This is a genomic window from Streptomyces sp. NPDC024555, assembly GCF_055559335.1.
In genome coordinates this window covers 1-25,807 of sequence record NZ_JBVHKV010000007.1, presented here as the reverse complement: position 1 = coordinate 25,807, position 25,807 = coordinate 1, and the positions used below count along the sequence as shown (strand labels likewise).

The 25,807-nt window shown below is 73.8% G+C and carries 24 protein-coding genes; 11 read left to right on the top strand and 13 right to left on the bottom strand.

Features of this window, described 5'->3' with window-relative positions:
- Positions 1-37: 37 nt before the first annotated feature.
- Positions 38-346 (top strand): UBP-type zinc finger domain-containing protein, encoded by a 309-nt coding sequence (locus ACZ4FH_RS13530; RefSeq protein ID WP_467304496.1) that lies wholly within the window; start codon positions 38-40, stop codon positions 344-346.
- Positions 347-373: 27 nt separating this feature from the next.
- Here the strand turns inward: ACZ4FH_RS13530 and ACZ4FH_RS13525 are convergent, their stop codons facing one another.
- Positions 374-910 (bottom strand): O-acetyl-ADP-ribose deacetylase, encoded by a 537-nt coding sequence (locus ACZ4FH_RS13525; RefSeq protein ID WP_467304495.1) that lies wholly within the window; start codon positions 908-910, stop codon positions 374-376.
- Positions 911-966: 56 nt separating this feature from the next.
- Positions 967-2,400 carry a phytoene desaturase family protein gene (locus tag ACZ4FH_RS13520; RefSeq protein WP_467304493.1) on the bottom strand — a complete coding sequence of 478 codons (1,434 nt, stop codon included), beginning with the start codon at positions 2,398-2,400 and terminating at the stop codon, positions 967-969.
- A 183-nt stretch (positions 2,401-2,583) separates the two neighbouring features.
- On the opposite strand from ACZ4FH_RS13520, the gene ACZ4FH_RS13515 reads away from it, so the two are divergent.
- Positions 2,584-3,369 (top strand): nucleotidyltransferase domain-containing protein, encoded by a 786-nt coding sequence (locus ACZ4FH_RS13515; protein ID WP_467304911.1) that lies wholly within the window; start codon positions 2,584-2,586, stop codon positions 3,367-3,369.
- A 36-nt stretch (positions 3,370-3,405) separates the two neighbouring features.
- Here the strand turns inward: ACZ4FH_RS13515 and ACZ4FH_RS13510 are convergent, their stop codons facing one another.
- Complete coding sequence (locus ACZ4FH_RS13510) at positions 3,406-3,837, bottom strand: MarR family winged helix-turn-helix transcriptional regulator (RefSeq protein ID WP_467304492.1); 432 nt, start codon at positions 3,835-3,837, stop codon at positions 3,406-3,408.
- Between the two features lie 90 nt (positions 3,838-3,927).
- On the opposite strand from ACZ4FH_RS13510, the gene ACZ4FH_RS13505 reads away from it, so the two are divergent.
- The gene (locus tag ACZ4FH_RS13505) at positions 3,928-4,794 is read left to right on the top strand and encodes an SDR family NAD(P)-dependent oxidoreductase (RefSeq protein ID WP_467304490.1); all 867 of its coding nucleotides are present in this window, start codon (positions 3,928-3,930) and stop codon (positions 4,792-4,794) included.
- A 22-nt stretch (positions 4,795-4,816) separates the two neighbouring features.
- Here ACZ4FH_RS13505 and ACZ4FH_RS13500 read toward each other — a convergent pair whose 3' ends face one another.
- From ACZ4FH_RS13500 to ACZ4FH_RS13485, 4 genes are all read right to left on the bottom strand, one after another.
- On the bottom strand, positions 4,817-5,644 hold the full coding sequence (locus tag ACZ4FH_RS13500) for an inositol monophosphatase family protein (RefSeq protein ID WP_467304488.1): 828 nt from the start codon (positions 5,642-5,644) through the stop codon (positions 4,817-4,819).
- 114 nt (positions 5,645-5,758) lie between these two features.
- The gene (locus ACZ4FH_RS13495) at positions 5,759-7,069 is read right to left on the bottom strand and encodes a ThuA domain-containing protein (protein ID WP_467304487.1); all 1,311 of its coding nucleotides are present in this window, start codon (positions 7,067-7,069) and stop codon (positions 5,759-5,761) included.
- An 88-nt stretch (positions 7,070-7,157) separates the two neighbouring features.
- A complete protein-coding gene (locus ACZ4FH_RS13490; protein WP_467304909.1) occupies positions 7,158-8,519 on the bottom strand; it encodes a ricin-type beta-trefoil lectin domain protein in 1,362 nt (453 codons plus the stop codon).
- Between the two features lie 35 nt (positions 8,520-8,554).
- Positions 8,555-9,826, bottom strand: coding sequence for a ricin-type beta-trefoil lectin domain protein (locus tag ACZ4FH_RS13485; RefSeq protein ID WP_467304485.1), 1,272 nt, complete (start codon positions 9,824-9,826; stop codon positions 8,555-8,557).
- 264 nt (positions 9,827-10,090) lie between these two features.
- On the opposite strand from ACZ4FH_RS13485, the gene ACZ4FH_RS13480 reads away from it, so the two are divergent.
- On the top strand, positions 10,091-11,155 hold the full coding sequence (locus ACZ4FH_RS13480; protein WP_467304907.1) for a lipoate--protein ligase family protein: 1,065 nt from the start codon (positions 10,091-10,093) through the stop codon (positions 11,153-11,155).
- A 9-nt stretch (positions 11,156-11,164) separates the two neighbouring features.
- Here the strand turns inward: ACZ4FH_RS13480 and ACZ4FH_RS13475 are convergent, their stop codons facing one another.
- Both ACZ4FH_RS13475 and ACZ4FH_RS13470 read right to left on the bottom strand, forming a co-directional pair.
- The gene (locus ACZ4FH_RS13475; RefSeq protein ID WP_467304483.1) at positions 11,165-11,845 is read right to left on the bottom strand and encodes a response regulator; all 681 of its coding nucleotides are present in this window, start codon (positions 11,843-11,845) and stop codon (positions 11,165-11,167) included.
- Positions 11,842-13,035 (bottom strand): sensor histidine kinase, encoded by a 1,194-nt coding sequence (locus ACZ4FH_RS13470; protein ID WP_467304481.1) that lies wholly within the window; start codon positions 13,033-13,035, stop codon positions 11,842-11,844. Before ACZ4FH_RS13470 ends, ACZ4FH_RS13475 begins: the two co-directional genes overlap by 4 nt.
- Positions 13,036-13,204: 169 nt before the next feature.
- On the opposite strand from ACZ4FH_RS13470, the gene ACZ4FH_RS13465 reads away from it, so the two are divergent.
- Entirely contained in the window at positions 13,205-14,188 is a 984-nt protein-coding gene (locus ACZ4FH_RS13465; RefSeq protein WP_467304479.1) for a carboxymuconolactone decarboxylase family protein, read from the top strand.
- Entirely contained in the window at positions 14,185-14,991 is an 807-nt protein-coding gene (locus tag ACZ4FH_RS13460; protein ID WP_467304477.1) for a class I SAM-dependent methyltransferase, read from the top strand. Before ACZ4FH_RS13465 ends, ACZ4FH_RS13460 begins: the two co-directional genes overlap by 4 nt.
- Positions 14,992-14,994: 3 nt before the next feature.
- Here ACZ4FH_RS13460 and ACZ4FH_RS13455 read toward each other — a convergent pair whose 3' ends face one another.
- Complete coding sequence (locus tag ACZ4FH_RS13455; protein WP_467304475.1) at positions 14,995-16,458, bottom strand: amidase; 1,464 nt, start codon at positions 16,456-16,458, stop codon at positions 14,995-14,997.
- A 214-nt stretch (positions 16,459-16,672) separates the two neighbouring features.
- Here ACZ4FH_RS13455 and ACZ4FH_RS13450 point away from each other — a divergent pair, with 214 nt between their 5' ends.
- Both ACZ4FH_RS13450 and ACZ4FH_RS13445 read left to right on the top strand, forming a co-directional pair.
- Positions 16,673-17,338, top strand: coding sequence for a hypothetical protein (locus ACZ4FH_RS13450; protein ID WP_467304473.1), 666 nt, complete (start codon positions 16,673-16,675; stop codon positions 17,336-17,338).
- On the top strand, positions 17,335-18,399 hold the full coding sequence (locus ACZ4FH_RS13445; protein WP_467304472.1) for a nucleotidyl transferase AbiEii/AbiGii toxin family protein: 1,065 nt from the start codon (positions 17,335-17,337) through the stop codon (positions 18,397-18,399). The genes ACZ4FH_RS13450 and ACZ4FH_RS13445 overlap by 4 nt, the downstream gene beginning before the upstream one ends.
- Here the strand turns inward: ACZ4FH_RS13445 and ACZ4FH_RS13440 are convergent.
- Positions 18,383-18,727, bottom strand: a complete 345-nt coding sequence (locus tag ACZ4FH_RS13440) for a hypothetical protein (RefSeq protein WP_467304470.1) — start codon at positions 18,725-18,727, stop codon at positions 18,383-18,385. The two genes, ACZ4FH_RS13445 and ACZ4FH_RS13440, sit on opposite strands and share 17 nt — an antisense overlap.
- Before the next feature lie 199 nt (positions 18,728-18,926).
- Between ACZ4FH_RS13440 and ACZ4FH_RS13435 the strand changes: the two genes are divergently transcribed.
- The gene (locus ACZ4FH_RS13435; protein WP_467304469.1) at positions 18,927-19,700 is read left to right on the top strand and encodes a hypothetical protein; all 774 of its coding nucleotides are present in this window, start codon (positions 18,927-18,929) and stop codon (positions 19,698-19,700) included.
- Positions 19,701-19,707: 7 nt separating this feature from the next.
- On the opposite strand, the gene ACZ4FH_RS13430 is transcribed toward ACZ4FH_RS13435, so the two are convergent.
- Together ACZ4FH_RS13430 and hydA are read right to left on the bottom strand one after the other, a co-directional pair.
- Entirely contained in the window at positions 19,708-20,709 is a 1,002-nt protein-coding gene (locus ACZ4FH_RS13430) for a TIGR03842 family LLM class F420-dependent oxidoreductase (RefSeq protein ID WP_467304467.1), read from the bottom strand.
- A 242-nt stretch (positions 20,710-20,951) separates the two neighbouring features.
- Complete coding sequence (hydA, locus tag ACZ4FH_RS13425) at positions 20,952-22,385, bottom strand: dihydropyrimidinase (protein WP_467304466.1); 1,434 nt, start codon at positions 22,383-22,385, stop codon at positions 20,952-20,954.
- Positions 22,386-22,666: 281 nt separating this feature from the next.
- Here hydA and ACZ4FH_RS13420 point away from each other — a divergent pair, with 281 nt between their 5' ends.
- Both ACZ4FH_RS13420 and ACZ4FH_RS13415 read left to right on the top strand, forming a co-directional pair.
- The gene (locus ACZ4FH_RS13420) at positions 22,667-23,608 is read left to right on the top strand and encodes a hypothetical protein (RefSeq protein WP_467304464.1); all 942 of its coding nucleotides are present in this window, start codon (positions 22,667-22,669) and stop codon (positions 23,606-23,608) included.
- 217 nt (positions 23,609-23,825) lie between these two features.
- Positions 23,826-25,700, top strand: a complete 1,875-nt coding sequence (locus ACZ4FH_RS13415) for an alkaline phosphatase family protein (RefSeq protein ID WP_467304462.1) — start codon at positions 23,826-23,828, stop codon at positions 25,698-25,700.
- Positions 25,701-25,807 lie beyond the last annotated feature (107 nt).

Sequence of the window (25,807 nt, the reverse complement as noted above, 5' to 3'; positions counted from 1 at the left end):
GCCCGAGCACCGTAGGCGAGCGCAAGGGAGAACCGTCATGACGGACGCGTCGTCCGCGCCGATCTGTTCCCACCTCGACCAGGTGCGGCGCGTCCCCCCGGACAGTCCCGACTCCTGCCCCCAGTGCGTGGCGCAGGGGGACAGCTGGGTGCATCTGCGCATGTGCCAGAGCTGCGGGCACGTCGGCTGCTGCGATTCCTCGCGCAACCAGCACGCCACCGCCCATTTCCGCGCCTCGGGACATCCGCTGGTCCGCTCCTACGAACCGGGCGAGACCTGGTGGTGGTGCTACGAGGACCAGGTGACCTTCGACGTGGACGGCGTCGGCCCCGCGCGGGAGGCCTGAGCGGCACGGCCCCGGCGGGCCCGGGGCTCAGCGCTGGGCGGCCAGCGCCTCCTCGAACTCCACGTACGCGTGCGCGTCGAAGAGTACGAACCGCACCTCCTCGACGGGCGGCGCGGCCTCGGCCAGCACGGTGCGCACGGCGATGCGCGCGCCGTCGTCCATGGGCCAGCCGTAGATGCCGGTGGAGACCGCGGGGAAGGCGACCGTGCGCGCGCCCAGCTCCGCCGCGACCTTCAGCGATTCGCGGTAGCAGGACTCCAGGAGGGCCGAGCGGTCCTCGGCGCTGCTGTAGACCGGTCCGACCGTGTGGACGACCCAGCGGGCGTCGAGCCGTCCGGCGGTGGTGGCGACGGCCTGCCCGGTGGCCAGTCCCCTGCCGTACGAGGACGCGCGCAGATCGCGGCAGGCGGCCAGGATCTCCGGGCCGCCCCTGCGGTGGATCGCCCCGTCGACTCCGCCGCCGCCGAGCAGGGAGGAGTTCGCGGCGTTGACGACGACATCGACGGACTGCTGGGTGATGTCGCCCCGGACGAGGGTGACGGCGACGGTCGAAGGTGTGCGCATGAGGCCATTCTGCCGTTGCGGAACGGGCCGTGGGGGCCGGTGGGGCAGGCCGGTCGTCACCGGCGGGCGGCCGGCCCCGTCTCCCGCAGCCGCCGCCAGACGGCCTTCGCCGCGTGGTGTCCGGACATGCCGTGCACCCCGGGGCCGGGCGGGGTCGCCGAGGAGCAGATGTAGACCGACGGATGCGCGGTCGCGTACGGAATCCGGGCGAGCCTTGGGCGGATCACGGTCTGGAGTCCGGCGAACGCCCCGCAGGCGACGTCGCCGTCCACGTAGTTGGCGTTGCGGGCGGCGAGCCGGGGCGGGCCGGCGACCGCGCGGGCGAGCACCAGATCGCGGAAGCCGGGGGCGAAGCGCTCCAGTTGGCGTTCGATGACGTCGGTGGCGTCGCCCTCCCAGCCCGCCGGGACGTGTCCGTACGCCCAGAAGACGTGCTTGCCCTCGGGCGCGCGGGACGGGTCGAAGAGGCTGGGCTGGGCGGTGATGAGGAAGGGCACGCTCGGGTCGCGGTCGTCGACGGCGGCACGGAGCGCGGCGTCGATCTCGCCGGCCGTGGGGCCGATGTGGACCGTGCCGGCGCGGCGGGCCTCCTCGGCGGTCCAGGGGACGGGGCCCGAGAGCGCGTAGTCGATCTTGAAGCAGGAGGCGCCGTAGCGGTATCCCCGGTAGGCGCGGCCGAGTCCGGCGATCCGGGCGAGCGCGGTCGGCGAGGTGTCGAAGATGTAGGCGCGGGCGGGCGGCAGCTCGTCCAGCCGCTTGACCTCCGTGCCGGTGCGGATGACGCCGCCCTGCTCCCGGAGGTACCCGGCGAGGGCGTCGGAGATGGACTGGGAGCCGCCGCGCGGCACCGGCCAGCCCCGCTCGTGGGCGGCGATCGCGAAGAGCAGGGCGATGCCGCCGGTGGCGAGGCCGCTGGTGGGCGCGATGGCGTGGGCGGCGAGTCCGGCGAGCAGACCGCGGGCCTTCTCGCCCCGGAAGCGGCGGGAGAGCAGCGTGGCGGGCTGGATCGCGTCGAGTCCGAAGCGGACCCAGCGGTAGGGGTCGCGGGGCAGTCCGTCCCACGGGGTGCGCAGGAAGTCCTGGGCGAGGGTGTCCCAGTGGCCGACGTAGGGCTCGACCAGCCGTCGGTAGGCGCCCGCGTCGCGCGGGCCGAGCGCCATGGCGGTCTCCCCCACCGAGGTGGCCAGGACGGCCGCGGTGCCGTCCGGGAAGGGGTGGGCGAGGGCCAGATCGGGCTGGATCCATTCCAGGCCGTGCCGGGCGAGCGGCATCGTGTCGAAGGCGGGCGAGCCGATGCCCAGCGGATGGACGGCCGAGCAGGGGTCGTGCCGGAAGCCCGGCAGCGTCAGCTCCTCCGTGCGGGCCCCGCCGCCGACGGTCGCTCCGGCCTCGAAGACCTCCACGGCATAGCCCCTGCGGGCCAGTTCGACCGCGGCGGTCAGTCCATTGGGGCCCGCCCCCACGACGACTGCATCGAGCATCGACGGCACCTTCGGACTCCTTTGTCAGCCGACGGTCTGGGCACCCAGGATATTCGCAGGCACCGACAGCGGGGGCGCGGGTAGGGTCACCGACCGATGACCACTCCGCATTCCGCCTCCCGGCAGCCGTCCGCCCCCGCCGCACCGTCCGCCGCGCCGCCCGAGGCCTCCGTGCCGCCCCGGATCGCCGCCATGGCCGAGCAGTTGACCGGCGTCGCCGGCATCCGGGCGGTCGCGCTCGGCGGCAGCCGGGCCCGGGGCACGCACCGTCCGGACTCCGACTGGGACCTCGGGCTGTACTACCGGGGCGCGCCGGACCTCGCCGCGCTGACCGCGCTGGCCTCGGAGTTCCAGGGTTCGCCCGTCGAGGTCGCCGGTCCGGGCGGCTGGGGCCCCTGGGTCGACGGCGGCGCCTGGCTGCGCGTGGACGGCGTCCAGGTGGACTGGATCCTCCGCGATCTGGACCGGGTCGCATCCGTCTGGGCCGACTGCCGGGAGGGCCGTTTCGAGGTGGGGATCCAGCCCGGCCATCCGCTGGGCTTCTGGTCCCCCGCGTATCCGGGCGAGGTCGCGCTCTGCCGCGTACTGGCCGATCCGCACGGCGCGTTGACGGAACTGCGGCGGCAGACCGCCACCTATCCGGAGCCGCTGCGCCGGGCACTGGCCGACGCGGCCTGGGAGGCGGACTTCTCGGTCGCGTCGGCCGCCAAGTCGGCCGGTTCGGACGACCGGCTCCATGTGTCGCTCTGCCTGTCCCGGGCGTTCGGCATCCTGGCCCAGGCCCTGCACGCCCACCACCGCACCTGGTGCCTCAACGAGAAGGGCGCGCTGGCCGCCGCGGCGGCCCTTCCCGACACCCCTGCGGGCTTCGCCGAGCGGGTCGGCGAGGCACTGCGGGGGCTGGACGGCGCGGCGGTGGCGTCGGCCGGGCGGATCGTGCGCGACGTACGCGGGATGCTGTCGGCACGGTCGGCCTGAGCCCCGCCGGTCCCCTCCCGGGCCGGGGCGCCCGGTTCAGTCCTGCCGGATGGCCTCGACGCTTCGGGCCAGCAGGGCGCGCAGGGTGTCGCGCTCCTGCGGCGTGAACGCGTCCGCGAGGCGGCGTTCGATCCGTACGGCCTGCTCGTCGGCCAGCCGCAGCACCTCGGACCCGGCGTCCGTCAGACGGGTCTCCAGCATCTTCTGATGCCACGGGTGCACGGATCGGGCGATCAGGCCGCGCTCCTCCAGATGCTTGAGCACCGCCGCCATCGCCTGCGGGGTCACCAGGCAGGCGCGGGCCAGCGCCGCTCCCGACATCCCCGGGTTGCCGTCCAGGGCGAACAGCGCCGCGTACTGCGCGACGCTCAGATCGACGCCCCTCAGCGCGGCGCTCTTCGCGGCCATCAGGGCCTGTTCTGCGCGTTTGATGTCCGCGCCGAGGCGTTCACCGGCGGTCATTCCCATGCCCGCGAGCGTACAGCCCCGCTGATGAATCAGGGCCCGACCGGAAAACAGCCCTGGATGACCTATCAAGACCTTGATATAACTCAACCTATGGATACAGAACGCGACCGTACGCCGACGCACACCGCGCCCGCCGTCTACGAAGGGACCGTCCTCGTCACCGGGGCCACCCAGGGACTCGGTCTCCATCTCGCCCGCGACCTCGCCGGACGCGGGGCGACGCTGCTCCTGCACGGCCGCGGCCGGGACCGGCTCGACCGGGCGGCGGCCGAGGTACGGGCCGCCTCCGGAGGCCGTGCCCCGGTGCGCACCTATCTCGCGGACCTCTCCGACCTGGACCAGGTCCGCGCGCTGGCCGCCGAGGTGCGGGCGGCCGAGCCCCGCCTCGACGTCCTGGTGAACAACGCGGTGGCCGGCGGCGGCGCGGAGCCGCTGCGCCGGGAGGTGAGCGCGCAGGGCCACGAGCTGCGCTTCGCCGTCAACCATCTCGCCCCGCAGGTGCTCACCCGGGAACTCCTGCCACTGCTGAGGGACTCCGCCCCGGCGCGGGTGGTGCAGGTGGCCTCGGTCGGGCAGTCGCCCGTCGACTTCGAGGACGTGATGATGGAGCGCGGCTACGAGGGCCTGGAGGCGTACTGCCGCAGCAAGCTGGCACTGATCATGTCGACCTTCGATCTGGCCGCCGAGGAGAAGCCCGGAACCGGGGTCACGTTCAACGCCCTGCATCCGGCCCACCTCATGGACACCGAAGGCGTCAGGGCGTACGGGCTGACGCCGGCCGTTCCCGTCGAGGAGGGCGTGCGCCCGACGGTGCGGCTGATCACCGACCCGGCGCTCGCCGGGGTCAGCGGCCGCTACTTCGACCGCTTCACGGACACCCCCGCCCATGCCCAGGCGTACGACCCCCGGGCCCGCGCCCGCCTCGCCGCCCTCACCCGCGGCCTGCTGGCCCCCTGAGGTTCCGCGCGGCCGGGCCCGGTCAGGCCCCGGTGCGCAGGGCGGTCAGCACGCGGTCGGCGGTCGCCCGGTCGCGGGCGGCGGTGAAGGGCAGGGCGTTGCCGCCGGTGATGCGGAAGGGGTCGCCGGAGAGCGTGGCCTGGTGGCCGCCCGCCTCGGCGACCAGGAGCAGGCCCGCCGCGTGGTCCCACGCGTACTCCCAGTTGAAGGCCGTCGCGTCGAGCGCGCCCCTTGCGACGGCCAGGTATTCGAGGCCGGCCGAACCGCAGGGGCGGGGCTCGATGCCGTCGGTGTCCAGGCCCAGCAGGGCCCGCTTCTGCGCGTCCGTCGTGTAGTCGGGGTGCGACATGGCGACCCTGAGCGCGGTGTCGGGGGCGGGCGAGCCGGAGCGTATGGAGGCACCGTCGAGGCGGGCCCCGCCGCCGCGCACGGCGACGGCCATCTCGTCGAGGGCGGCGGCGTACGTCCAGGAGGCCAGCAGCTCGCCCCGGTGGGCGAGGGCGACCAGGGTGCAGAATCCCGTCTCGCCCCGGACGAACTGGCGGGTGCCGTCCACCGGGTCGACGATCCACACCGGGGCCTCGCCGCTCAGCGCCTCGTACACCGCCGGGTCGGCGTGCACGGCCTCCTCGCCGACGACCACGGAGCCGGGCAGGATCCGGCTCAGGGAGGCGGTGAGGTGCTGTTCGGCCAGCCGGTCGGCGGTCGTGACCAGGTCGTGCGGACCGTTCTTCTCGACGATCTCGTCCTCGGCGAGCTGCCGGTGGCGCGGCATGATCTCGGCGGCGGCCGCTGCGCGGACCGCCGCCTCGACGTCGGACAGGTCCCCGGTGAGAAAGTCATCGATCATGCCCTCCAGCTAAGCACGGGGCTCCGGAGCGCCGGCGGCCCGGTCATGGCCGGGAGGTGGCCGGGGGACGGCGGGTGCGCGGAGGGTGCCCCTCCCGCCGCGCATCCGCCGGGCTCAGCCCTGGGCCACCAGCCGGAAGCGCTGGGCGGCCGAGCCGTCGCAGGTGCGCTGGACGAGTCGTTCCCCGGCGGTGGCGGAGGCGGGGGTGCTCAGGCACTTTCCGCTGTGCCGGGCGGTGAGCCGGTAGACGCCGGCGGACTCCCTGACCGGCTTCCACTGCTGGTTCGCGCCGCCACCGTACGTCCAGAGCTGGATCCCGGCGCCGTCGGCCGTGGAGACGTCGACCACGTCGAGGGCCTGACGGGCGTCGGTGTCCGGGGAGATCCGGGCGTAGCCGCCGTCGGTGGCGGCGAAGCGGTAGCGCTGGGCGGTGGTGCCGTTGCAGGTGTACTGCTGGATCGCCGTGCCGTTGGCGGTGGCCGCGGCGCGGGCGTCCACGCAGGTGCCGTTGGCCTCGGAGACGAGGGCGTAGGCGGAGGCTCCGGAGAGCGGGTCGTCCGGATCGGGGGTTCCCGTACCGCCGCCGCCCAGCCATGTCAGTCCGTCGATCACGAACCGGTTCTGGGTCTCGCTGCCGAAGGTGGAGGACAGGGTGGTGTTCGTGGCGTAGTCCATGGCGTTGTGGCCGAAGTTGGCGTACAGCATCCGGTAGTGGGTGTTGGTCCAGATCACGGGGTAGTCGCCGCTGTACCAGGACTGATTCGGGTCGGTGCCCAGCGGGAAGCTCACCGGGTCCACGGAGGCGAGCACCTTGATGTCCGGATCGGTGCGCAGGTCGTGCTGCCAGGCGTACCACTCGCTGACCGAGGAGGTGAAGGTGGCGGGCAGCGCGGTGGTGGAGGGGTGGGTGCGGTTCTCGGTGCGCAGCACGGCCGTGGTGGGGCCCCAGGTGTTGGAGCGGAAGTCGCCGCTGCCGAGGAACTCGTCGTAGTACCAGGGCCATGTCCGGGCCTCGGTGGTGAACGCGGAGACGTGGAAGCCCATCCAGGCACCGCCGGAGCGCATGTAGCGCTCGAAGCCGGTGCGCTGGGAGGCGGTCTGCGGCGCGTCGTCGAGGAACAGCACCACCTGGTACTGGTCCGGGGTGAGGGTGCTCAGCCGTTCCCAGTCGTTGGTGGAGGTGTACGAGAAGCCGTGGGCGGCCGCGGCGGCGGGGAACCAGCGGTTGGCCTCCTGGACGAAGCTGATGTGGGCGGCGTCCCAGGTGCCGTTGTAGAAGGCGATGACCTTGAAGGGCGCCGCCCGGGGGGCCGCCTGCGCGGTCGGTGCGGTGAGGCCGAACAGGAGCGCCGGCAGCAGGAGCAGCAGACGCAGCCGCCGGCCGGTCCGTCCCGCGCGGCGGGTCCGGTTGCGGGTGGGGGTCATGCGGGGTCGTCCTTTCCGTGCCTGAGGGGGCCGGGGCGGATCCGGGGCGCGGTGGGGCCGGCCGGCGGCCGGCCCCACGGCCCGGGGGTCAGCCGGCGTACTGGGCGAGGACCTTCGTGTACTCCCAGGGCTGCTGGGAGACGCCGGAGCAGCTGTCGGCGCCGCCGCCGGTGCACGGCCGGTCGCGGTTGAGCGACCAGAACGTCAGCCGGGCGAGGTGGCGCTGCTGCGCGTAGGCGAGGATGGTCCGGAAGTGGGCGACCGTGATCGTCTCGTTGTTGTCGGTGATGCCGTTCATCGAGGAGATGCCGGTGTGCCGGTAGGCCGCGTCGTCGGAGTAGCCGTAGGCGTTCTTGACGGTGTTCTTCAGGCCTTCGGCGGCCCGGACGGTGAGCGCGCCCATGTCCTGGCCGGCGCCGCCGAAGTTGAACGGCATGATCGTCCAGCTGTCCACGGTGAGGCCGGAGGCGGCGGCCTTGCGGATCAGGCTGTCGTCGGGGCCGTTCTGGCCGGTGCCGAAGGTGACGTAGATCTTGATGCCGGGGTTGGCGGCCCGCACGGTCTTCAGCGCGTCGACGGTGCGCTGCTGGACGGTGGCGCTGTCGTAGGCCTCGGCCTCGATGTCGATGTCGATGGCCTTGAGCCCGTAGGCGTTGATCACCTTCTGGTAGGCGGCGGCCAGTTCGCCCGCGCTGGAGCAGGAGCTCTCCAGCTTGTTGCCGCTCCAGCCGCCGAACGACGGGATGACGTCCCCGCCGGCGGCGCGGACGGTGTTGACGGTCTGCTGGTCGACGCCGCCGGTGAGGGGTCTGCCGCCGTCCCACTGCGGATTGCAGTAGCCGTTGCTCAGGACGAAGGCGAGCGTGAACCACTTGACGCCGGTGGCGCTCATGACGGTGGCCGGGTCGGGCGGGCTGCCCCAGCCGTTGTACAGGTAGGGGGCGACGGCCATGGCCCCGGCGGGCGGGGTGCCGGGGTCGCCGCCGCCGGTGGGTGCCGTCCACTTCTGGTTGGCGGCGCCGGTGCACGTCCAGATCTGGAGCCGGGTGCCGTTGGCCGAGCTGTTGCCCGTGGCGTCCAGACACTTGTCGGCCTGCGGGTTGACGATGTCCCTGGCCGCCGTGACCGTCCACTTCTGCGCCGCCGAACCGTTGCAGTCCCACAGCTGGACCACGGTCCCGCTCGCGGTCCCGCCGGACGCCACGTCCAGGCATTTGCCGAGTGCCTTGATGCTGCCGTCCGTACCGACGTCCCACTGCTGGGCGTTGCTGCCGTTGCAGTCGTAGAGCTGTACGGCGGTGCCGTTGGCCGTGCCCGCACCGGCCACGTCCACGCACTTGCCCGCGATCCCGGTGATCTGTCCGGCCGCGGCGGCGGCGCCCTGGGCGGGGGTGCCGGTCAGACCGGCGAGCAGGACGGCGGCGGCCCCGGCGCCGAGCAGTCCGCGCACGGCGGAGGCACGGCCGCGCAGGAAGTGATGGGACGTCACTTGTTCACCGTCCACTTCTGGTTGGCGGTTCCTGCGCAGGTCCAGATCTGGAGCCGGGTGCCGTTGGCCGAGCTGTTGCCCGTGGCGTCCAGACACTTGTCGGCCTGCGGGTTGACGATGTCCTTCGCCCCCGTGACCGTCCACTTCTGCGCCGCCGAACCGTTGCAGTCCCACAGCTGGACCACGGTCCCGTCGGCCGTTCCTCCGGAGGCCACGTCGAGGCACTTGCCGAGGGCGCGGATGCTGCCGTCGGCGTTCACGCTCCATTTCTGGGCGTTGCTGCCGTTGCAGTCGTAGAGCTGTACGGGGGTGCCGTTGGCGGTCGACGCCCCGGCCACGTCCACGCACTTGCCGGCCAGGCCGGTGATGGTGCCGCCGGTCTGCGGCTGGCTGTCACCGGTGGTCACCCGCACGTGGTCGACGACGAGCTGCTGCGGGAACGCGGTGTTGCCGTCCGGATCGCCGGGCCAGTAGCCGCCCACGGCGAGGTTGAGGATGAGGAAGAAGGGCTTGTTGAAGACCCAGGTCCGGCCGGCCGTGTCGGCGGGGGTGCGGCGCTGGTAGACGGTGCCGTCCACGGACCAGGAGATGGAGTCGGGTGCCCAGTCGATGGCGAAGGTGTGGAAGGCGTCCGCGAAGGCCTGCCCGTTCGGGAGGGTGTAGCCCGCGCCGATCCCGCCGGAGCCGGAGTATCCGGGGCCGTGGAGTGTGCCGTGCACGGTGGACGGTTCGAAGCCGACGTTCTCCATGATGTCGATCTCGCCCGAGTTGGGCCAGCCGACCTGCCCGATGTCGTCGCCGAGCATCCAGAACGCGGGCCACATGCCCTGGCCGCGCGGGATCTTCATCCGCGCCTCGACATGGCCGTACGCCTGGGTGAACCGGCCGGAGGTGTTGAGCCGGGCGGAGGTGTACTGACAGGTGCCGTACCAGCACTGGTAGTTGGAGGGGTTCTCCTTGCGGGCGGTGATGACCAGGTGGCCCTGGCCGTCGAGGGCGGCGTTCTTGTTGCCCGAGGTGTAGTACTGCCGCTCGTGGTTGTTGACGTTGTCGCCGGTCTCGATGAGCCACTTGCCGCCGTCGACCGCGGATCCGGCGGCGCCGTCGAATTCGTCGGCGAAAGTGGTGACGGCGGCGGCCTGCGCCGCGGGGGCCGGGGCGGCCGACGCGGCGGAGGGACCGCCGGCCAGGGCCGTGGTGACCAGGGCGAGGGTGAGAACCGGGAGTACGGCGTGGAGCAGCCGCTTCGAACGGCGTGGGGAGTCCATGACTCTCCCTTCCGGTGGGGGTGTGGGGAGGGGAAGGGGCTTCGTCATGCGCATGTCATTCATTCACATGACGGAAGCAGAGCGCGCACTTAGTTCAGTAGGTGATTTAAGAAGTGAAGGAAGCGGGTGTCAAGGGTCTGGTCCATACCACGGCCCGGACGGGTGGATACGCGGCCGGCCGGAGTAAACCCCGAGGCGTCGGCGTTATGTCCGTTCGGACCGGTTCATAGGCTTGGGTCCCGGACGGAAACTGGAGGCATGGCTGTGCACGGTGAGTACAAGGTGCCCGGCGGCAAGCTCGTCGTGGTGGATCTGGACGTACGGGGCGGGGCCCTGCGCGACGTACGGGTGGCGGGCGATTTCTTCCTGGAGCCGGACGAGGCGATCCTCGCCATCGACGCCGCGCTGGAGGGCGCCCCCGCCACCACCGACACCACCGGGCTGGCCGCCCGGATCGACGCGGCGCTCCCCGAGTCGACGGTGATGCTCGGCCTCACCTCCGAGGGCGTCGCCGTCGCCGTACGCCGGGCGCTGGCGCACGCCACCGAGTGGAGCGACTACGACTGGCAGCTCATCCACGACGCGCCGCAATCCCCCGCCCTCCACATGGCGCTCGACGAGGTCATCACGGCCGAGGTCGCGGCGGGCAACCGCCCGCCGACGCTCCGGGTGTGGGAGTGGGACTCCCCCGCCGTGATCATCGGCAGCTTCCAGTCGCTGCGCAACGAGGTCGATCCGGAGGGAGTCGAACGCCACGGGGTCACCGTCGTCCGCCGCGTCTCCGGCGGCGGCGCGATGTTCGCGGAACCGGCCAGCACCATCACGTACTCCCTCGCGGTCCCGCAGTCCCTCGTCTCCGGGCTCTCCTTCGCCGACAGCTACGCGTATCTGGACGACTGGGTCCTCGAAGCCCTCGGCGACATGGGCATCAAGGCGTGGTACCAGCCGCTCAACGACATCGCGACCGAGGTCGGAAAGATCGCGGGCGCGGCGCAGAAGCGCGTGGTGGGGCCCGACGGCGGCCCCGGAGCGGTGCTGCACCACGTGACCATGTCGTACGACATCGACGCCGACAAGATGCTCGAAGTGCTCCGCATCGGCCGGGAGAAGATGTCCGACAAGGGCACGAAGAGCGCCAAGAAGCGCGTCGACCCGCTGCGCCGGCAGACGGGGCTCCCCCGGCACACCGTCATCGAGCGCATGATCGAGTCCTTCCGCCGGCGGCACGGTCTCACCCGGGGCGCGGTGACACCGGGCGAGCTGGCCCGCGCCGAGGAACTCGTCCGTACCAAGTTCGCGACGCCGGAGTGGACCGCCCGGGTGCCGTGACCGGCACCCTCAGCGCCCGCGCGGCTCGACGAGGCCCGACTCGTAGACGAAGACGACGAGTTGGGCCCGGTCGCGGGCCCCGAGCTTGGTCATGGCGCGGCTGATGTGGGTCTTGGCGGTGAACGGGCTGATGACCATGTGGGCGGCGATCTCCTCGTTGGTCAGACCGCGCGCCGCCAGGGCGCTGACCTCCCGTTCGCGGCGGGTCAGGGTCTCGAAGCCGGGGGCGCTCGCCCGGTCGGGCGGCCGGGCGACGAACTCCCCGATCAGCCGGCGGGTGACGGCGGGCGAGAGCAGCGCGTCGCCGCGCGCCGCGACCCGGACGGCCCGGAGCAGTTCGGCCGGTTCGGTGTCCTTGAGCAGAAAGCCCGCGGCCCCGGCCCGCAGCGCGTCGAACACGTACTCGTCCAGCCCGTAGTTGGTGAGGATGACCACGTGGACACCGCCGAGGCGGGGGTCGGCGGCGATCTCCCGGGTGGCCTCGATCCCGGTCATCACGGGCATCTGTACGTCGACGAGGGCGACGTCGGGCGTGTGCAGCCGGGCCAGTTCCACCCCGGCGCGCCCGTTCTCCGCCTCGCCGACGACCTCGATGCCGTCCTCCGCGTCGAGCAGCGCCCGGAATCCGGCCCGCATCAGGGCCTGGTCGTCCACGATGAGCACCCGGAGCGGGGCCTCGCCGCCGCTCATCCGGCGGATCCGGCCGCGGAGAGCGGGAGTTCGGCGCGTACGGCGAAGCCTCCGGTGCGGCGCGGGGCGGCGGCGAGGGTGCCGCCGAGCGCGGTGACCCGCTCGCGCATGCCGGTGAGGCCGGTGCCGGCGGTGATCGTGTCGCCGGGGCCGCAGGGGCCCCGGTCCTCGACGCGTACGGTCAGGGCCGTGGGCCCGTAGGCGAGGGCGACGGTGGTCGGGGCCCGGTCGGCGTGGCGGGCGACGTTGGTCAGGGCCTCCTGCACGATCCGGTACGCGGTGCGGTCCACGGCGGCGGGGAGCGGGCGCTCGTGGCCGGTGACGGTGACCGCGAGGGTGATGCCCGCGCCCCGGGCGCGGTCGGCGAGTTCGCCGATGCGGTCGAGCCCGCTGCCCGGTCCGGCCTCCTCGGTGCGGAGCACCTCCAGGGTGGCGCGCAGTTCGCGCATCGCCTCCCCGCTCGCCTCCTGGATGGCGAGGAGTGCCGGTTCCACCTCGGTGCCGCGTTTGCGGGCGAGGTGGACGGCGACACCGGCCTGGAGTTTGACGATGGAGATGGAGTGGGTCAGCGAATCGTGCAACTCGCGGGCGATCCTCAGCCGTTCCTCGCCGGCCCGGCGCAACGCCGCTTCCTCCCGGCCGCGTTCGGCGTCCAGGGCCCGCTGTTCGGTCTGGCGGAGGTACGCCTGCCAGTTCTTGTCGATGAGCCCGGTGACCCCGGCGCACAGGAACCAGCCCAGGAGCAGCAGGGTCCGTTCCACGACGCCCTCGACGGCCGGCTCCGCCGTGAGCAGGACGGTGAAGTAGCCGCCGAGGAAGAGGGCGCCGGCCGTCGTGCCCCAGCCGCGGTGTCCGCTGCGGGCGGCGGCGTGCACGGCGGCCAGGACGGGAAAGGCCGCCCAGCTGCCGGGGCGGTCGTGGAGGACGTAGGCGAACAGGGCGAGCGTGGTGACGGCCAGTACGGCGCGCGGGGAGCGGCGGTGCTCCACCAGGACCAGCGATCCCCCGGCGATCAGCACGAGGTCCAGGGCGTCCGGGTCGGAGGCCGCCAGGGCGGCGGCGGCGACCGCCGCGCCGATCGCGGCCGCGAGCCCCGCGTCGAGCAGCCGGGCGCGGAGCGCGGCCCGGTCGCCGCGGGGCGGGCCGGCGCGGCGTCCCCCGGTCGTGGTGCTGTCCGTGTCCCCCGTCATGTGCGGCACCCTAACTCCCGTACGCCGGGCGGGGCATCGCCCCCGGGGACGGGCCCGCCGCTACTCCCCGGGGAGTAGTTCCGGGCCGCCGCCGGTCGCCGGGCAGCAGCCCGCGGTGCCTTCGGCGGTACGACGACGCGGCCCCGGTGCGGGGGCGAGCATCGTCGCCATGACCGGACCTTTCCGCTACACCTCACCCGAACCTCCGAAGTCCGCGACCGGCGTGGTCGCGGACGTGTACGCCCAGATGTCCACCGACTTCGGGATCGACCGGGCGGCGACCTTCGTCGTTCTGTCGGCCTCCCCTCCGCTGCTCACCTCGGCCTGGGCGCTGCTGCGCGAGACGCTGCTGGCCGGACACGTGTCCCGTACGGACAAGGAGGTGGTGGCGGCCGGGGTGTCGCTCGCCAACCGCTGTCCGTTCTGCGTGGACGCGCACACGGTGCTGCTGCACGCCACGGGCGACCACCGGCTGGCCGAGACCATCGCGCGGGACGGTGTGCCGGACGATCCCGGCCACCGGGCGCTGCTGGCCTGGGGCAAGGACATGAGCACCCCGCCGCCGTTCCCGCGTGCCGACGCGCCCGAACTGATCGGCACCGCGCTCGCGTTCCACTTCATCAACCGGATCGTCTCCGCGCTGCTGACGGAGAGCATGCTCCCGATGGGGCTCCAGCGGATCCGCTGTGTGCGGAGCGTGGCGGGCCGGGCGCTGTCGCGTACGGTGCGGCGCACCCCGGTCGCGGGGCTGAGCCTGCCCCTGCTGGAGACCGTCGGCGAGGCGCCCGGCTGGGCGGGCGGCGCCCCGGCGGGGACCGCGTTCGGCGCGCTGCGCACGGCGGCGGAGACGGGCGCGGGTCTGCTGAGCGACGAGGACGCGGCGCTGGTCCGCGCGTCGGTGGCGTCCTGGGACGGTGTCACCCCGCTGCCCCTGCACGGCGCGGAGCTGCCGGACCGGGCGGAGCGGCCGGGCGCCCGGCTGGCGGTGCTCGCGGCGCGGGCCCCGTACCGGATCACGGACGAGGACGTGGCCGCCTGGCTGGCGCCCCCGTTCACCGACCACTGCCTCGTCCATCTGATCGCCTTCGGCGCGATGCTCGCCGTCGGACGGGTCGAGGCCACGCTCACCACGGATGCGAGGGACCACGCGTGAATGTCGCCGAGGCCTGGAACGGCCCGCTCGGGGAGCACTGGGCGGCCCACCCGGACCGCTACGACGCCATGCTCGGCGGATTCGACGCCGCCCTGTTCGAGGCGGCGGGCATCCGGGCCGGGGAGCGGGTGGTGGACATCGGCTGCGGCAGCGGTCACACCGCCCGGACGGCCGCGCTGCGGGCGCCGGGGGTCGAGGTCACCGGCGTCGACCTCTCGGAGCCGCAGCTCGACGCCGCCCGCGCGCTGACCGACGGCGGACGGTTCCCGCGTCTGACGTACCGTCTGGCGGACGCGCAGACCTGTGTCTTCGAGCCCGGGGCCTACGATCTGGCGCTCAGCCGGGGCGGGGTGATGTTCTTCGCCGACCCGGTCGCCGCGTTCACGAACATCGCGGGGGCGCTGCGGCCGGGCGGCCGGCTGGTGTTCCTCTGCCCTCGGCCGGCCCCGGTGGAGGGCGAGGAGAGCCGGACGCTCCGCACCCTGTCCTCATTGCTGGGGCAGGAGGATCCGGGCGGCAGTCCGGTGGCGGAGGCGATGGCGTCGCTGTCGGAGCCGGACCGGGTCCGCACGGTGCTGGGCGCCTCGGGGTTCACGGACATCGCCGTCCGGGCCGTCGACGCACGGACCCGGTGGGGGAAGGACGCGGCCGACGCGGTGGCGTTCCACCTCTCGCGCACCCGCGGCCCGGCGGTCTCCGAGGCCACCGAAGCGGCGATGGAGGAGGTGTTCCGGCCGTACGAGACGCCGCACGGGGTGCTGCTGCGGGCCGGGGTGTGGGTGGTGACGGCGCACCGCCCGTGAGCGTCACGGGGTGCGCCGCTCCCCGCCTCCCGCGAAGCCCGGCGGCCGGTGGCCGGCCCAGCGGAGCTCGGCCTCCAGCTGGGCGGCGAGGGAGATCAGGGTCTCCTCGCCCCGGGAGGGGCCGAGGAGCTGCGCGCCGACGGGGAGACCGTCCGGGGTGAACCCGGCGGGTACGTTGACGCCGGGCCAGCCCAGGACGTTCCACGGCCAGGCGTACGGGCAGGCCTCGGCGATCGCCACATCGGTGCGCCAGGCGCTCAGCCCGTCGAAGCGGCCGATCCGGGGCGGGGGCAGGGCGGTCGTCGGGGTGAGCAGCACGTCGAAGCCGGGTCCGGAGCGGTCCCGGGGCGGGTGGAACAGTGCCCCGATCCTGCGGTGCTGGCGCACCTCCCGGGCGCGGGCCGCCCGCACGATCCGGCCGCCGAGACGGGTGCCGGTGCGCAGGGCGCTGCGGGTACGGGGGTCCAGCAGCGCCGGTTCGGGGTGGAGGGCGGCGAGTTCGGCGATGCCAACGGTGGCGCGGGGCACGAAGCCGAGGCCGATGAGCCCGTAGCGGGGGCGCGCTTCCTCGACGTCGTGTCCGAGCCGGGCCAGGGTCTCGGCGAGCGCGGTGACGGCACGCCGGACGTCGGGATGGGGCGCGGCGAGGGTGAGGGTCAGCGGGGGCCGCCAGGCGAGCGCGATGCGCAGCCGGCCGGGGTCGCGGCGGGCGGCCTCGGCGGCCCGGACGGGCGGCGGGCGGTGCGGGTCGTCGGGATGGGGCCCGGCGACGGCGTCCAGCAGCAGGGCAGCGTCCTCGACGGTGCGGGCCAGCGGGCCGTTGACGGTGAGCCCCTGGAAGGCGTCGCTGTGCGGATGGACGGAGATCCGGCCGCGCTGCGGTTTGATGCCGACGAGGTGGGTCCAGGCGGCGGGGATGCGGACGGAGCCCGCGCCGTCCGAGCCGAGCGCGGCGGGCACGAGCCCCGCGGCGACGGCCGCCGCCGAACCGCCCGAGGAGCCGCCGGGGGTGTGGGCGGTGTTCCACGGATTGCGGGTGGCGCCGAACGCGGGCCCCTCCGTGAACGGCCACTGCCCCAGCTCGCAGGAGTGCGTCTTGCCCACGACGACCGCGCCCGCGGCCCGCAGCCGCCGCACCGCCTCGCTGTCGGCCGTCGCGGGCGGGCGTTCCCCCGCGCATCCGAAGTGCGTGGGCAGCCCCGCCACATCGGTGTCGTCCTTCACCGCGACGGGCACCCCGAGCAGGGGCAGCCTCTCCCCCGCCGCGAGCCGGCGGTCCGCCTCCTCGGCCTCGGCCCGCGCCGCCTCTTCCCGCAGATGCCGGAAGGCGTTGATCCGCCCCTGGCTCTCCGCGATCCGCTCCAGCGCCCCGGCCACCAGCCGCGCCGACGTCGTCTCCCCCGCCGCGAGCGCCCGCACACTGCCGGCCAGCCCGGCCTCCACCCCGGTGGACCGCTCTGAGGACATCGGCTCCTGCCTCCCTCGTACCGCGTCGGATGGGGCGTCTGGCCGCCGGACGGATGCCTCGGCGGACGCCCGTACGGACTTACCGGAGAGTAACGAGCGGGGGCGGGGGGCTCAAGGGCGAGGGCCCGCTGTCAGTGCCGCTTGTTACGTTCCCGTACGGGGTGGGCCGTGCGGACGCACGCCCGGACGGCGAACGAGCGAGCGGGCGGAACACATGGAGTTCGAGGGCGATTTCGAGACGCATCTGACGGTGCGGCCGGTCGCGGGTCATGGACGTCCGGGCACCGGGACGGCGTACGAGCCGCTGGAGCGGTGGGCCGGGGCGCACGGCATGAAGCTCACGCGCATCCTGCTCGACCGTGGCGCGAGCCCCGACCAGCCCATGCTGAGCGAACGGGGGCGGGGGTCGCTCACCGCGCTGCGCGCCGCCGCCCGGCTGCGCTCGGCACATCTGGCCGCCGCCGGGTTCCGCGTCGTCCGGGTGAAGATCGAGGCCGCTCCCTGGAACGGCGACGTGCCCCGGACCGCCGCCGAGGCGGCGGCCCTGCCGCCCGTCTGCCACTTCGAGCACCACGTCAAGCTGTCGCTCCGGGACGGGACGGAGACCGCCGCGGCCAGGACGGTCGCCGAACGGCACGGCGCGCATCTGTCCCGCAACGCCCGCCGCGCCACGGACGGCCCCGCGCACGAACGCTTCGTCACCCAGCGCTGCCGGGGCGTCGGACGCGACGGAGCGCGGCGCGAACTGGAGGCCCTGCTGGCCGCGTTGGACCAAGCGGGCCTCCATGTCCTGGAGCGCGAGGAGGAGTTCGTGGTGCACGACGACCACCCGGGGCTGGACGCCGGGTGGATCACCGAGCGGGCCGGAGCGGCCGTATGAGCCCGTGGGACCGGCCGGTGCCCGGCGAACCGCCGTTCGGCTCACCGGCACGGGCCCGGCGCTGGCGTGCGGCGCACCGCGCGGTCCAGGACCATCTGCTGGCGGTGATCGCCGCCTCGGCGTGGGGCGAGGGGCTGGTCCTGCGCGGCAGTCTGCCCCTGCGGGCGTGGCTGGGTCCGGTGGCGCGGGAGCCGGGGGACCTCGACTGGATCGTGCTGGACCCTCCGTCCACGAGCTTCGTGGACGGGCAGGACCCCTTTCCGTACGTCGACTCCTTCGATCCCGTCCAGCTGTGGCCGGAGGCGGTGCACGGCGCCGGCGCTCCGGAGCTGTGGACCTGCGGGGACCACCACCTGGGCGGCACGCGGGCGGTGGTGGCGCCGGACGGGCTGCACTGGATGACGCGGGAGGAGGCCGACGAGCACCGCGCCCCGCACGAGGAGCTGGCCGCCCTGCTCGCGGCCGGTCCGCCCCCGCCCGACGGGATCCGGATCGATCCGGGCGCGGTGCGGGGCGACGGCACCTGGATGTACCGGGTGTACGAGACGCCCGGGGAGCGTGTGGTGGTCCCCTGGGAGGCGGAGGGCCTGCCCGGGGGCGAGCTGCGGATGGACTTCGCGGCGGACGAGACCCTGCCGGAGTCCCCGGTGTGGACGGCCTGTCCGCGCGGCGACGGGGGCGCCCCCGACCCCGTGCGGACGGCGGGCCCGGGACTGTCGCTGGCCTGGAAGCTCCTCTGGCTCACCGACGACTCCGGGAGTCGCGGGCACGGCGCGGCCAAGGACCTGTACGACGCCGTCCTCCTGGCCGAGCACCCCGGCACCCGGCTCGCTCCGGGCCTGCTGCACAGGGTGCTGGGCGCGCACGCGGCGGGGTTCGCCCCTCGGACGGTCAGGGGGTGGACGGTCGACTGGGACGGCTTCGGTGCCGCCCACCCATGGGTGACCGACGACGCGGACGGGCTGCGCGAGCGGCTGGAGGCGGCGCTGGGACGCCTTGCGGACCACCCGCGCGGCTCCTCGGTGGAAGGATCGTCCGCACCGCCTACGGCTGCACGGTGATCTCCCCGATCCCCGTGCCGAGGCCCGCGCAGTGGGCGGTCGACTGGCCGGACTGGCCCGGGTCGAGGGTGACGTGCTCGCCGTCGACGTCGGGGGACCAGCCGCAGACGAGGTGGACCCAGAAGGTCTGCGGGGAGTTGCCGTTGTTCTGGCACAGCGCGTAGCCGGTGTAGTCGTCGATGGCGTGCTTGCCGGTTTCGCAGGAGAGACCGGGCGGGGTGGCCGCCGGGGCCGCGGCGGCGGCGGTCAGGCCGGTGGAGACGGCGAGTGCGGTGGTCAGCCCGGCGACGGCGGCGATGCGGGACAGGCGGTTCAGCGGGGTGGTCATGGTTCCCTCTCGGTGGTACACGGTCGGTGCGTGGCAACCGTCCCCCCGTCCGGGCGGCCGAAAACCGCCCGGAACGTCACGCTGCGTGCACGGGGTGCGGGGTCCGGTCCGCGCGGGCGGGCGGCTCGCCGCCGACGTACGCTCGAATGACCGAAGGCAGACCCGCACACTCCCGCCACGACCTTTCGAGGAGGCGAACGTGACCGGTTCACACCTCGGCACCCGCCCGGCGGCCTGGACGGCCGCCCTGGTACTCGGCGTCACCGCAGGCGGCGTCATCGGCGGTGGCGTGGCCCACGCGGAGGACATCGACACGCTCTCCGCGCAGCAGATCGCCGACCGCTCCCGCGACGCGCTGCTCGGCGTGGAATCCCTGCACCTGAGTTCCGAGGGGAAGCTCTCCGGGGGCGGGACGTCCATGTCCCTGGAGCTGACCCTGGACCGCGACGGCAACTGCAACGGCTCGGTCGACCTGGGGAGCGACCAGGGTTCCGCGCTCGTCGTGAAGCGCGGCGACGACATCTGGATCAAACCCGACGCCGACTTCTGGAAGAACCAGGTCCCCAACGGCGGGACGACGTTCGCCGCGATCATCGGCGACCGCTACGTCAAGGGCAAGGCCGACGACCCCCGGCTCCGTGCCGTGACGAAGACCTGCGATCTCAACACCTTCCAGAAACTCGTCAGCGACAACGCCAACGACGACACCGGGACCCTCAACAAGGGTGCGAAGACCACCGTCGACGGGGTCCCGGCGATCCCGCTGACCCGCATGCGCGACGGCACCACCCTCACGGTGGACGTCGCCGCCACCGGCAAGCCGTACCCGCTGCGGCTCGGCGTGCGGGGCAACGGCGCCGACGCGGTGGTGAACCTCTCCGCCTTCGGCGAGCCGGTGCCCAGGAACACGCCGTCGCCGAGCGAGACGTTCGACCTCAGCGCGTTGCTGGGGCGCACGGACAATCCGGTGTGAGGGACCCTCAGCCCGTCAGCGCGGGGATGATCTCCGCTCCGTACGCGTCGATGGTCGCCTCGCGGGCGTCGTGCATGTTGTAGACGGCGAACTGGTCGACGCCCAGGTCGCGCAGGACGCGCAGCTTCTCGATGTGCGCCTCCGGCGGGCCCAGCAGGCAGAAGCGGTCGACGATCTCGTCGGGCACGAAGGCGGTGTCGGGGTTGCCGGCGCGGCCGTGGTGGCTGTAGTCGTATCCGGCGCGTCCGGCGATGTACGCGGTGAGGGCCTCGGGGACGAGGCCGGAGTGCTCGCCGTAGCGCGAGACCAGGTCGGCGACGTGGTTGCCGACCATGCCGCCGAACCAGCGGCACTGCTCCCGGGCGTGGGCGAGGTCGTCGCCGACGTACGCGGGGGCGGCCACGCAGATGGTGACGGCGTCGGGGTCCCGGCCCGCCCCGGCGGCCGCGTCCCGCACGGCCTTGATCATCCACTCGGTGAGGAAGGGGTCGGCGAGCTGGAGGATGAAGCCGTCGGCCTTCTGCCCGGCCAGGGCGAGGGCCTTGGGTCCGTACGCGCCCATCCAGACGGGCAGTCTCCCGTTCCTGATCCAGGGGATCCGGACCGGTTGTCCGTCGACCAGCGCCTCCCGGCCCTCGGCGAGGTCGCGGATGACGTCGATGGCCTCGCCGAGGCGGGCGAGGGTGTTGGGGTGGCGTCCGGCGACGCGCATCGCGGAGTCGCCCCGGCCGATGCCGCAGACCGTGCGGTTGCCGTACATCTCGTTGAGCGTCGCGAAGGTGGAGGCGGTCACCTCCCAGGTGCGGGTGCCGGGGTTGGTCACCATGGGCCCCACGACGAGGCGTTCGGTGTGTTCGAGGATGCGGCTGTAGATGACGAAGGGCTCCTGCCAGAGCACCGCCGAGTCGAAGGTCCAGCCGTAGCGGAAGCCGTTGCGTTCGGCGCGGCGCATCAGGCCGACCACGGCCGAGGCGGGCGGGTCCGTCTGGAGTACGAGTCCGAAGTCCATGCCGGTTGCTCCTGGTGTGGGAGATGACAGGGGGCCGCCCTCGCGCCCCTGCGGTGCGGGGGCGCACGCGGGCGGGCGGGGTTCCGGGGTGCCGGTCGGGCGGAGCGGTGCGGACGATCCTTCCACAGGGGGGCATTCCGGACCGTGCACCGACCCGTCCGGGGCTGCGCGTCGCGCAGGAGCGGGGTGCGGGCGCGGAGGCGGCCGCGCGCGGCCGGCCGCCTCCCGGCGCACCGCGCGGCTCAGTTCGCGTACTGGCACAGACCTCGGGGCACGTACGTCCCGTGGCCGGGCCGGCCGACGTAGGAGCGGTCCTCGATGACGACGGTGCCCCGCGACAGGACGGTCTCGACCCGGCCGGTGACGCGCTTGCCCTCGTAGGCCGAGTAGTCGACGTTCATGTGGTGCGTGGCGGCGGACATCGTCTGCTGGGCCGTGGGGTCGTAGACGACGATGTCGGCGTCGGAGCCGGGCGCGATGGTGCCCTTCTTCGGGTAGAGGCCGAACATCCGGGCCGGGGCCGCGCAGGCGATCTCGATCCAGCGGCGGCGGCCGATCCGGCCGTCGACGACGGCCTGGTGCAGCAGGTCCATGCGGTTCTCGACGCCGGGCATGCCGTTGGGGATCTTCGAGAAGTCACCGAGGCCCTTCTCCTTCTGGCCCTTGAAGCAGAACGGGCAGTGGTCCGTGGAGACCACCTGGAGGTCGTCCGTCCGCAGCCCGCGCCACAGGTCCTCCTGGTGCTCCTTCGGGCGCAGCGGGGTGGAGCACACGTACTTGGCGCCCTCGAAGCCGGGCTCGGCCAGGTTGTCCGTGGACAGGAACAGGTACTGCGGACAGGTCTCGCCGAAGACCGGCAGTCCCTCGTCCCGGGCGCGCGCGAGTTCGGCGACGGCCTCCCGGGCGGAGACGTGCACCACGTAGAGGGGGGCTCCGGCGACCTGGCTGAGCCGGATCACCCGGTGGGTGGCCTCCGCCTCCAGCAGGGCCCTGCGGACCTCCCCGTGGTAGCGGGGGTCGCGTTCGCCGCGCGCCAGCGCCTGTTCGACCAGGACGTCGATGGCCAGGCCGTTCTCCGCGTGGGTCATGACCAGTCCGCCGTTGGACGCGGCGCGCTGCATGGCGCGCAGGATCTGGCCGTCGTCGGAGAAGAACACCCCGGGATAGGCGGTGAACAGCTTGAACGAGGTGACCCCGGAGGCGACGAGGCCGTCCATCTCCCGGAGGGAGGACTCGTTCACGTCCGACATGATCATGTGGAAGCCGTAGTCGATCGCGCAGACACCGTCCGCCTTCGCGTGCCAGGCGTCGAGCCCCTCGGCGAGCGTGTGCTCCTTGGACTGGATCGCGAAGTCGATGATCGTGGTCGTGCCGCCCCAGGCGGCGGCCCGGGTGCCGGTCTCGAAGGTGTCGGAGGCGTACGTCCCGCCGAAGGGCATCTCCATGTGGGTGTGGCCGTCGACCCCGCCCGGGATCACGTACTTCCCGGTGGCGTCGATGACGCGGTCGGCGGTCCAGCCGTGGCTGTCGGGGGTGGCCAGGGCCACCACGCGGCCGCCGTCGATCAGGACGTCGGCGTGCAGTTCGTCGGCGGCGGTGATGACCAGTCCGCCGGTGATGAGGGTGCGTGCCAAGGCTTCTGCTCCATTCGCGTCGGGTCGGGGCCGTTCACTCATGAGCCGCCGTCGGGAGGTACGCGGGCCGGCGCGGCGCACCCCGCTCGGTCTACGCACGTAGACAGAGGGCGTGCTGAAGAACGTAGGAGTGGGGTACCCACTGTGGCAATACCGCCTCCGCACACCGCTGAAGACGGTGCGGTTTCACCCGTCCGGCGCTGCGGGCCCCCGGCGCCGCGTTCGTCGCCCCGCGTACCCCCGGTTCACTCGTGCGGGCGGAACCCCGGTGCGGGGAGCGGTGGTTCGGCCCCGGGCGGTGCGCTCCGCCCTACCGTCACTCCATGATCAGAAACGGATTCATCGTCACGGCCGCCGCCTGCGCCGCCCTCGCCACCGTGCTCCCGGGCGCCTCGGCCGCCTCCGACGGCTGGCAGCGGGTCGGTACGGGCATCACCGGCGGGGTCAGCGGTCTGGCGCTCGTCGAGGGCGCTCCGGCGGGCCGCGACCGGGTCGACGCCGTCGTCGTACGGGACAACAAGGCGGAGGACCAGAGCCGGGTGGCGAGCGTGAGCCTGCGTCCGGGCCGGGTCCCGGTCGTGCGCGAACTGACGTGGCGGGGCGCGCTCCCCAACGACCTGGAGGCCGTGGACGCCGTGCCCGGCCGGCCGGGCCACTATGTCGCGCTGGCCAGCCGGGGCGAGGCGTACCACTTCGTGGTGGCGGGCGGACGGGCGACGGTCCGGCGCGGACCGGTCGCCCTGCCGGGGCGGCACGGCGGCGACAACTACGAGGCCTTCGCGCTGCACCGCGACCGCTCGGGGCGGACGTACGCGGTGTGGGCGACCCGGGGCAGCGGCCCGGAGAAGGCGGTCGTCGGCGCGGCCCGGGTGCGCATCGGGGCGGACGGCCTGGAGTTCGGCACGGTGACGGCCCGGCAGGAGTTCTCCGTACCGTTCCCGGACCGGGACGAGGTGCGCCACATCAGCGATCTGAAGGTGCGCGCGGACGGCACGGTCCTGGTGTCGGCGGCCTCGGACCCCAATGTGGACGACGGCCCGTTCGCCTCGGCGGTGTACGAGGCGGGGCGGTTCAGGGTGAACCACGCCCATGACGCGGTGCTGCGGCTCGATCCGGAGGGTTCCCTCGTCCCGCTGGTGCGCTTCACCCGGCAGGACAACCGGAAGATCGAGGCCGTCGCCGCGCTGCCGCGCGGGCTGGGGCTGTGGGGCACGGACGACGAGAACTTCGGGGGTTCGCTGCGGTTCGACCGCGTCGGGCGGTAGCCGGACGGGGCACCGGGCACGACGGGGCGTCGGAGCGGTGACGCCGACGCCTCGTCATAGATCACGGAACGGTGACGGGTCTGGTCCAGATGTCGGGTGCGGTTCATGCGCCCGTCCCGTTCGCGGTGCGGGCCGATCACCCCCGGCCGCGAGTCTCGGCGAGGTGACCGGGCTCCCCCGAAACGCCCGGTGCCACCTACCGATCCCGGAGGATCACGTGTCCCTACCGCGCTCCGCGCGCACGGCGGCGGCCGTCGCCGCCGTCGCCGCCCTCGCCCTCCCGTTCACCGTCGCCACCGCCCACGCGCGGGACGCCGCCGCCCCGTACGCCGGGCTGCCGTCCGGCACCAAGAAGGCGAAGACCCTGGTCATCGGGATCGACGGCGCCACCTTCGACGCCTTCGCGCGCGCCGATGTGCCCCGTCTGGACCGGCTGCGCGCCGAGGGTCTGACGGCCCGCAGCAATCTGTACGCCTCGCCCATGGCGCCCACCGTCTCCGGCGCCGGCTGGTCGTCGATCGCCACCGGTGTCTGGCCCGACAAGCACCATGTGACGGACAACGACTTCACGGCTCCGAACTACGGTCAGTACCCCGACTACGCCACCCGCCTGGAGACGGCCGACCCGTCCGTGTCCACGCTCGTGGTCGGCACCTGGAGCCCGATCCCCCAGATCGTGTTCGGGGCGAAGACGGACCTGCGGATCGCCGGCGGCAACGACGAGGGGACCACGGCGAAGGCCGAGGACTACCTCGCCCACGGCAACCCCGACTCCACCTTCGTCCACCTGGACGAGGTCGACGGGGCCGGCCACAGCTCCGGTTCCTCCAGCGACGCCTATCTCAGGGCCCTGCACACCGCCGACACCCAGGTCGGCCGGCTGCTCGACGCCGTCGCCTCCCGTCCGACGTACGCCTCCGAGGACTGGCTCGTCGTCGTCACCGCCGACCACGGCCACACCCCGACCGGCGGACACGGCGGCAACACCCCGCTGGAACGGGGCACGTTCGTCCTCGCCCGGGGCGGCGGCATCGCGCCCGGATCGGTCCGCGACGATGTGAAGATCACCGATATCGCGCCCACCGTCCTGCGCCACGAGGGCGTCGCCACCGACCCGGCCTGGGACCTCGACGGTGCCGCGCTCGCCGATCTGCGGCCGGACGCCTTCGACGCGCTGCGCCCGGCGCTGCGCACCCGGGTCGACGAGACCGGCCTCGCGGCCGACCTCAAGGGCTGGACGAACACCGCGCCGGACGGCTGGAGCATCGACAACTCCCGGATGCCGTCCGGCGGCGTCACCGAGTGGCGCGGCTGGGCCTTCGCCACCGACGCGTTCTGGTCCAACGCCGAACGCGGCCAGGGCCGTGAGACCAACGTGCGGGCGCGCGACGTCTTCGCGGTGGCAGACTCCGACGAGTGGGACGACAAGGCGCACGCCGCGGGTGCCTTCGACTCCACCCTGGTCAGCCCCGCGTACCGGCTGAACGGCGCGGCCACGGCCACGCTCTCCTTCGCCACAAACTACCGGGTCGACGGTCCCCAGACCGGTGATGTGTACGTGTCCTACGACGGCGGCGCCCCGCGGCTCGTCAAGGCCTACCGGGCGAACGCGAACACCGTGGAGCACCTGGAGCTGGCGGTGCCGTCGGGGGCCCGGGAGGCGCGGCTGAGCTTCCGCTACACGGGGACGAACAGCGCCTTCTGGACCGTCGACCAGGTCGCCCTGACCCAGCCGAACCCGCCGTCGCAGCTCGCCGTCGCCTCGTTCGGCGCCACCACCGCACTGCTCGGCCGGCCCGGTTCGCCGTCCGCGTGGAAGGTGACCGCGGACGCCGTGGTGCGGACCGCGCAGGGCCGGCCGGTGAAGGGCGCCGAGGTCACCGCCGAGCTGAGCTGGGAGGGCACGGTGCGCCGGCTCACCGGCACCACGAAGAAGGACGGTTCGGTCCGGCTGAGGGGAACCGTCGCCCCGGGCACCGGTCGGGCGGTGCTGACCGTCACCGGCGTGCGCCACCAGGGCCTCGCGTACTACGGCGAACTCGACCCGGTCCGCACCCTGGACCTCACCCGCCCCACCGGCCACCGGGGCTGACCCCACGGGGTGGGGGGGGCGCCCCCCCCCCCCCCCCCCCCCCCCCCCCCCCCCCCCCCCCCCCGGGGCCGGGCCCCCCCCCCCCCCCCCCGCCCCCCCCCCCGGCC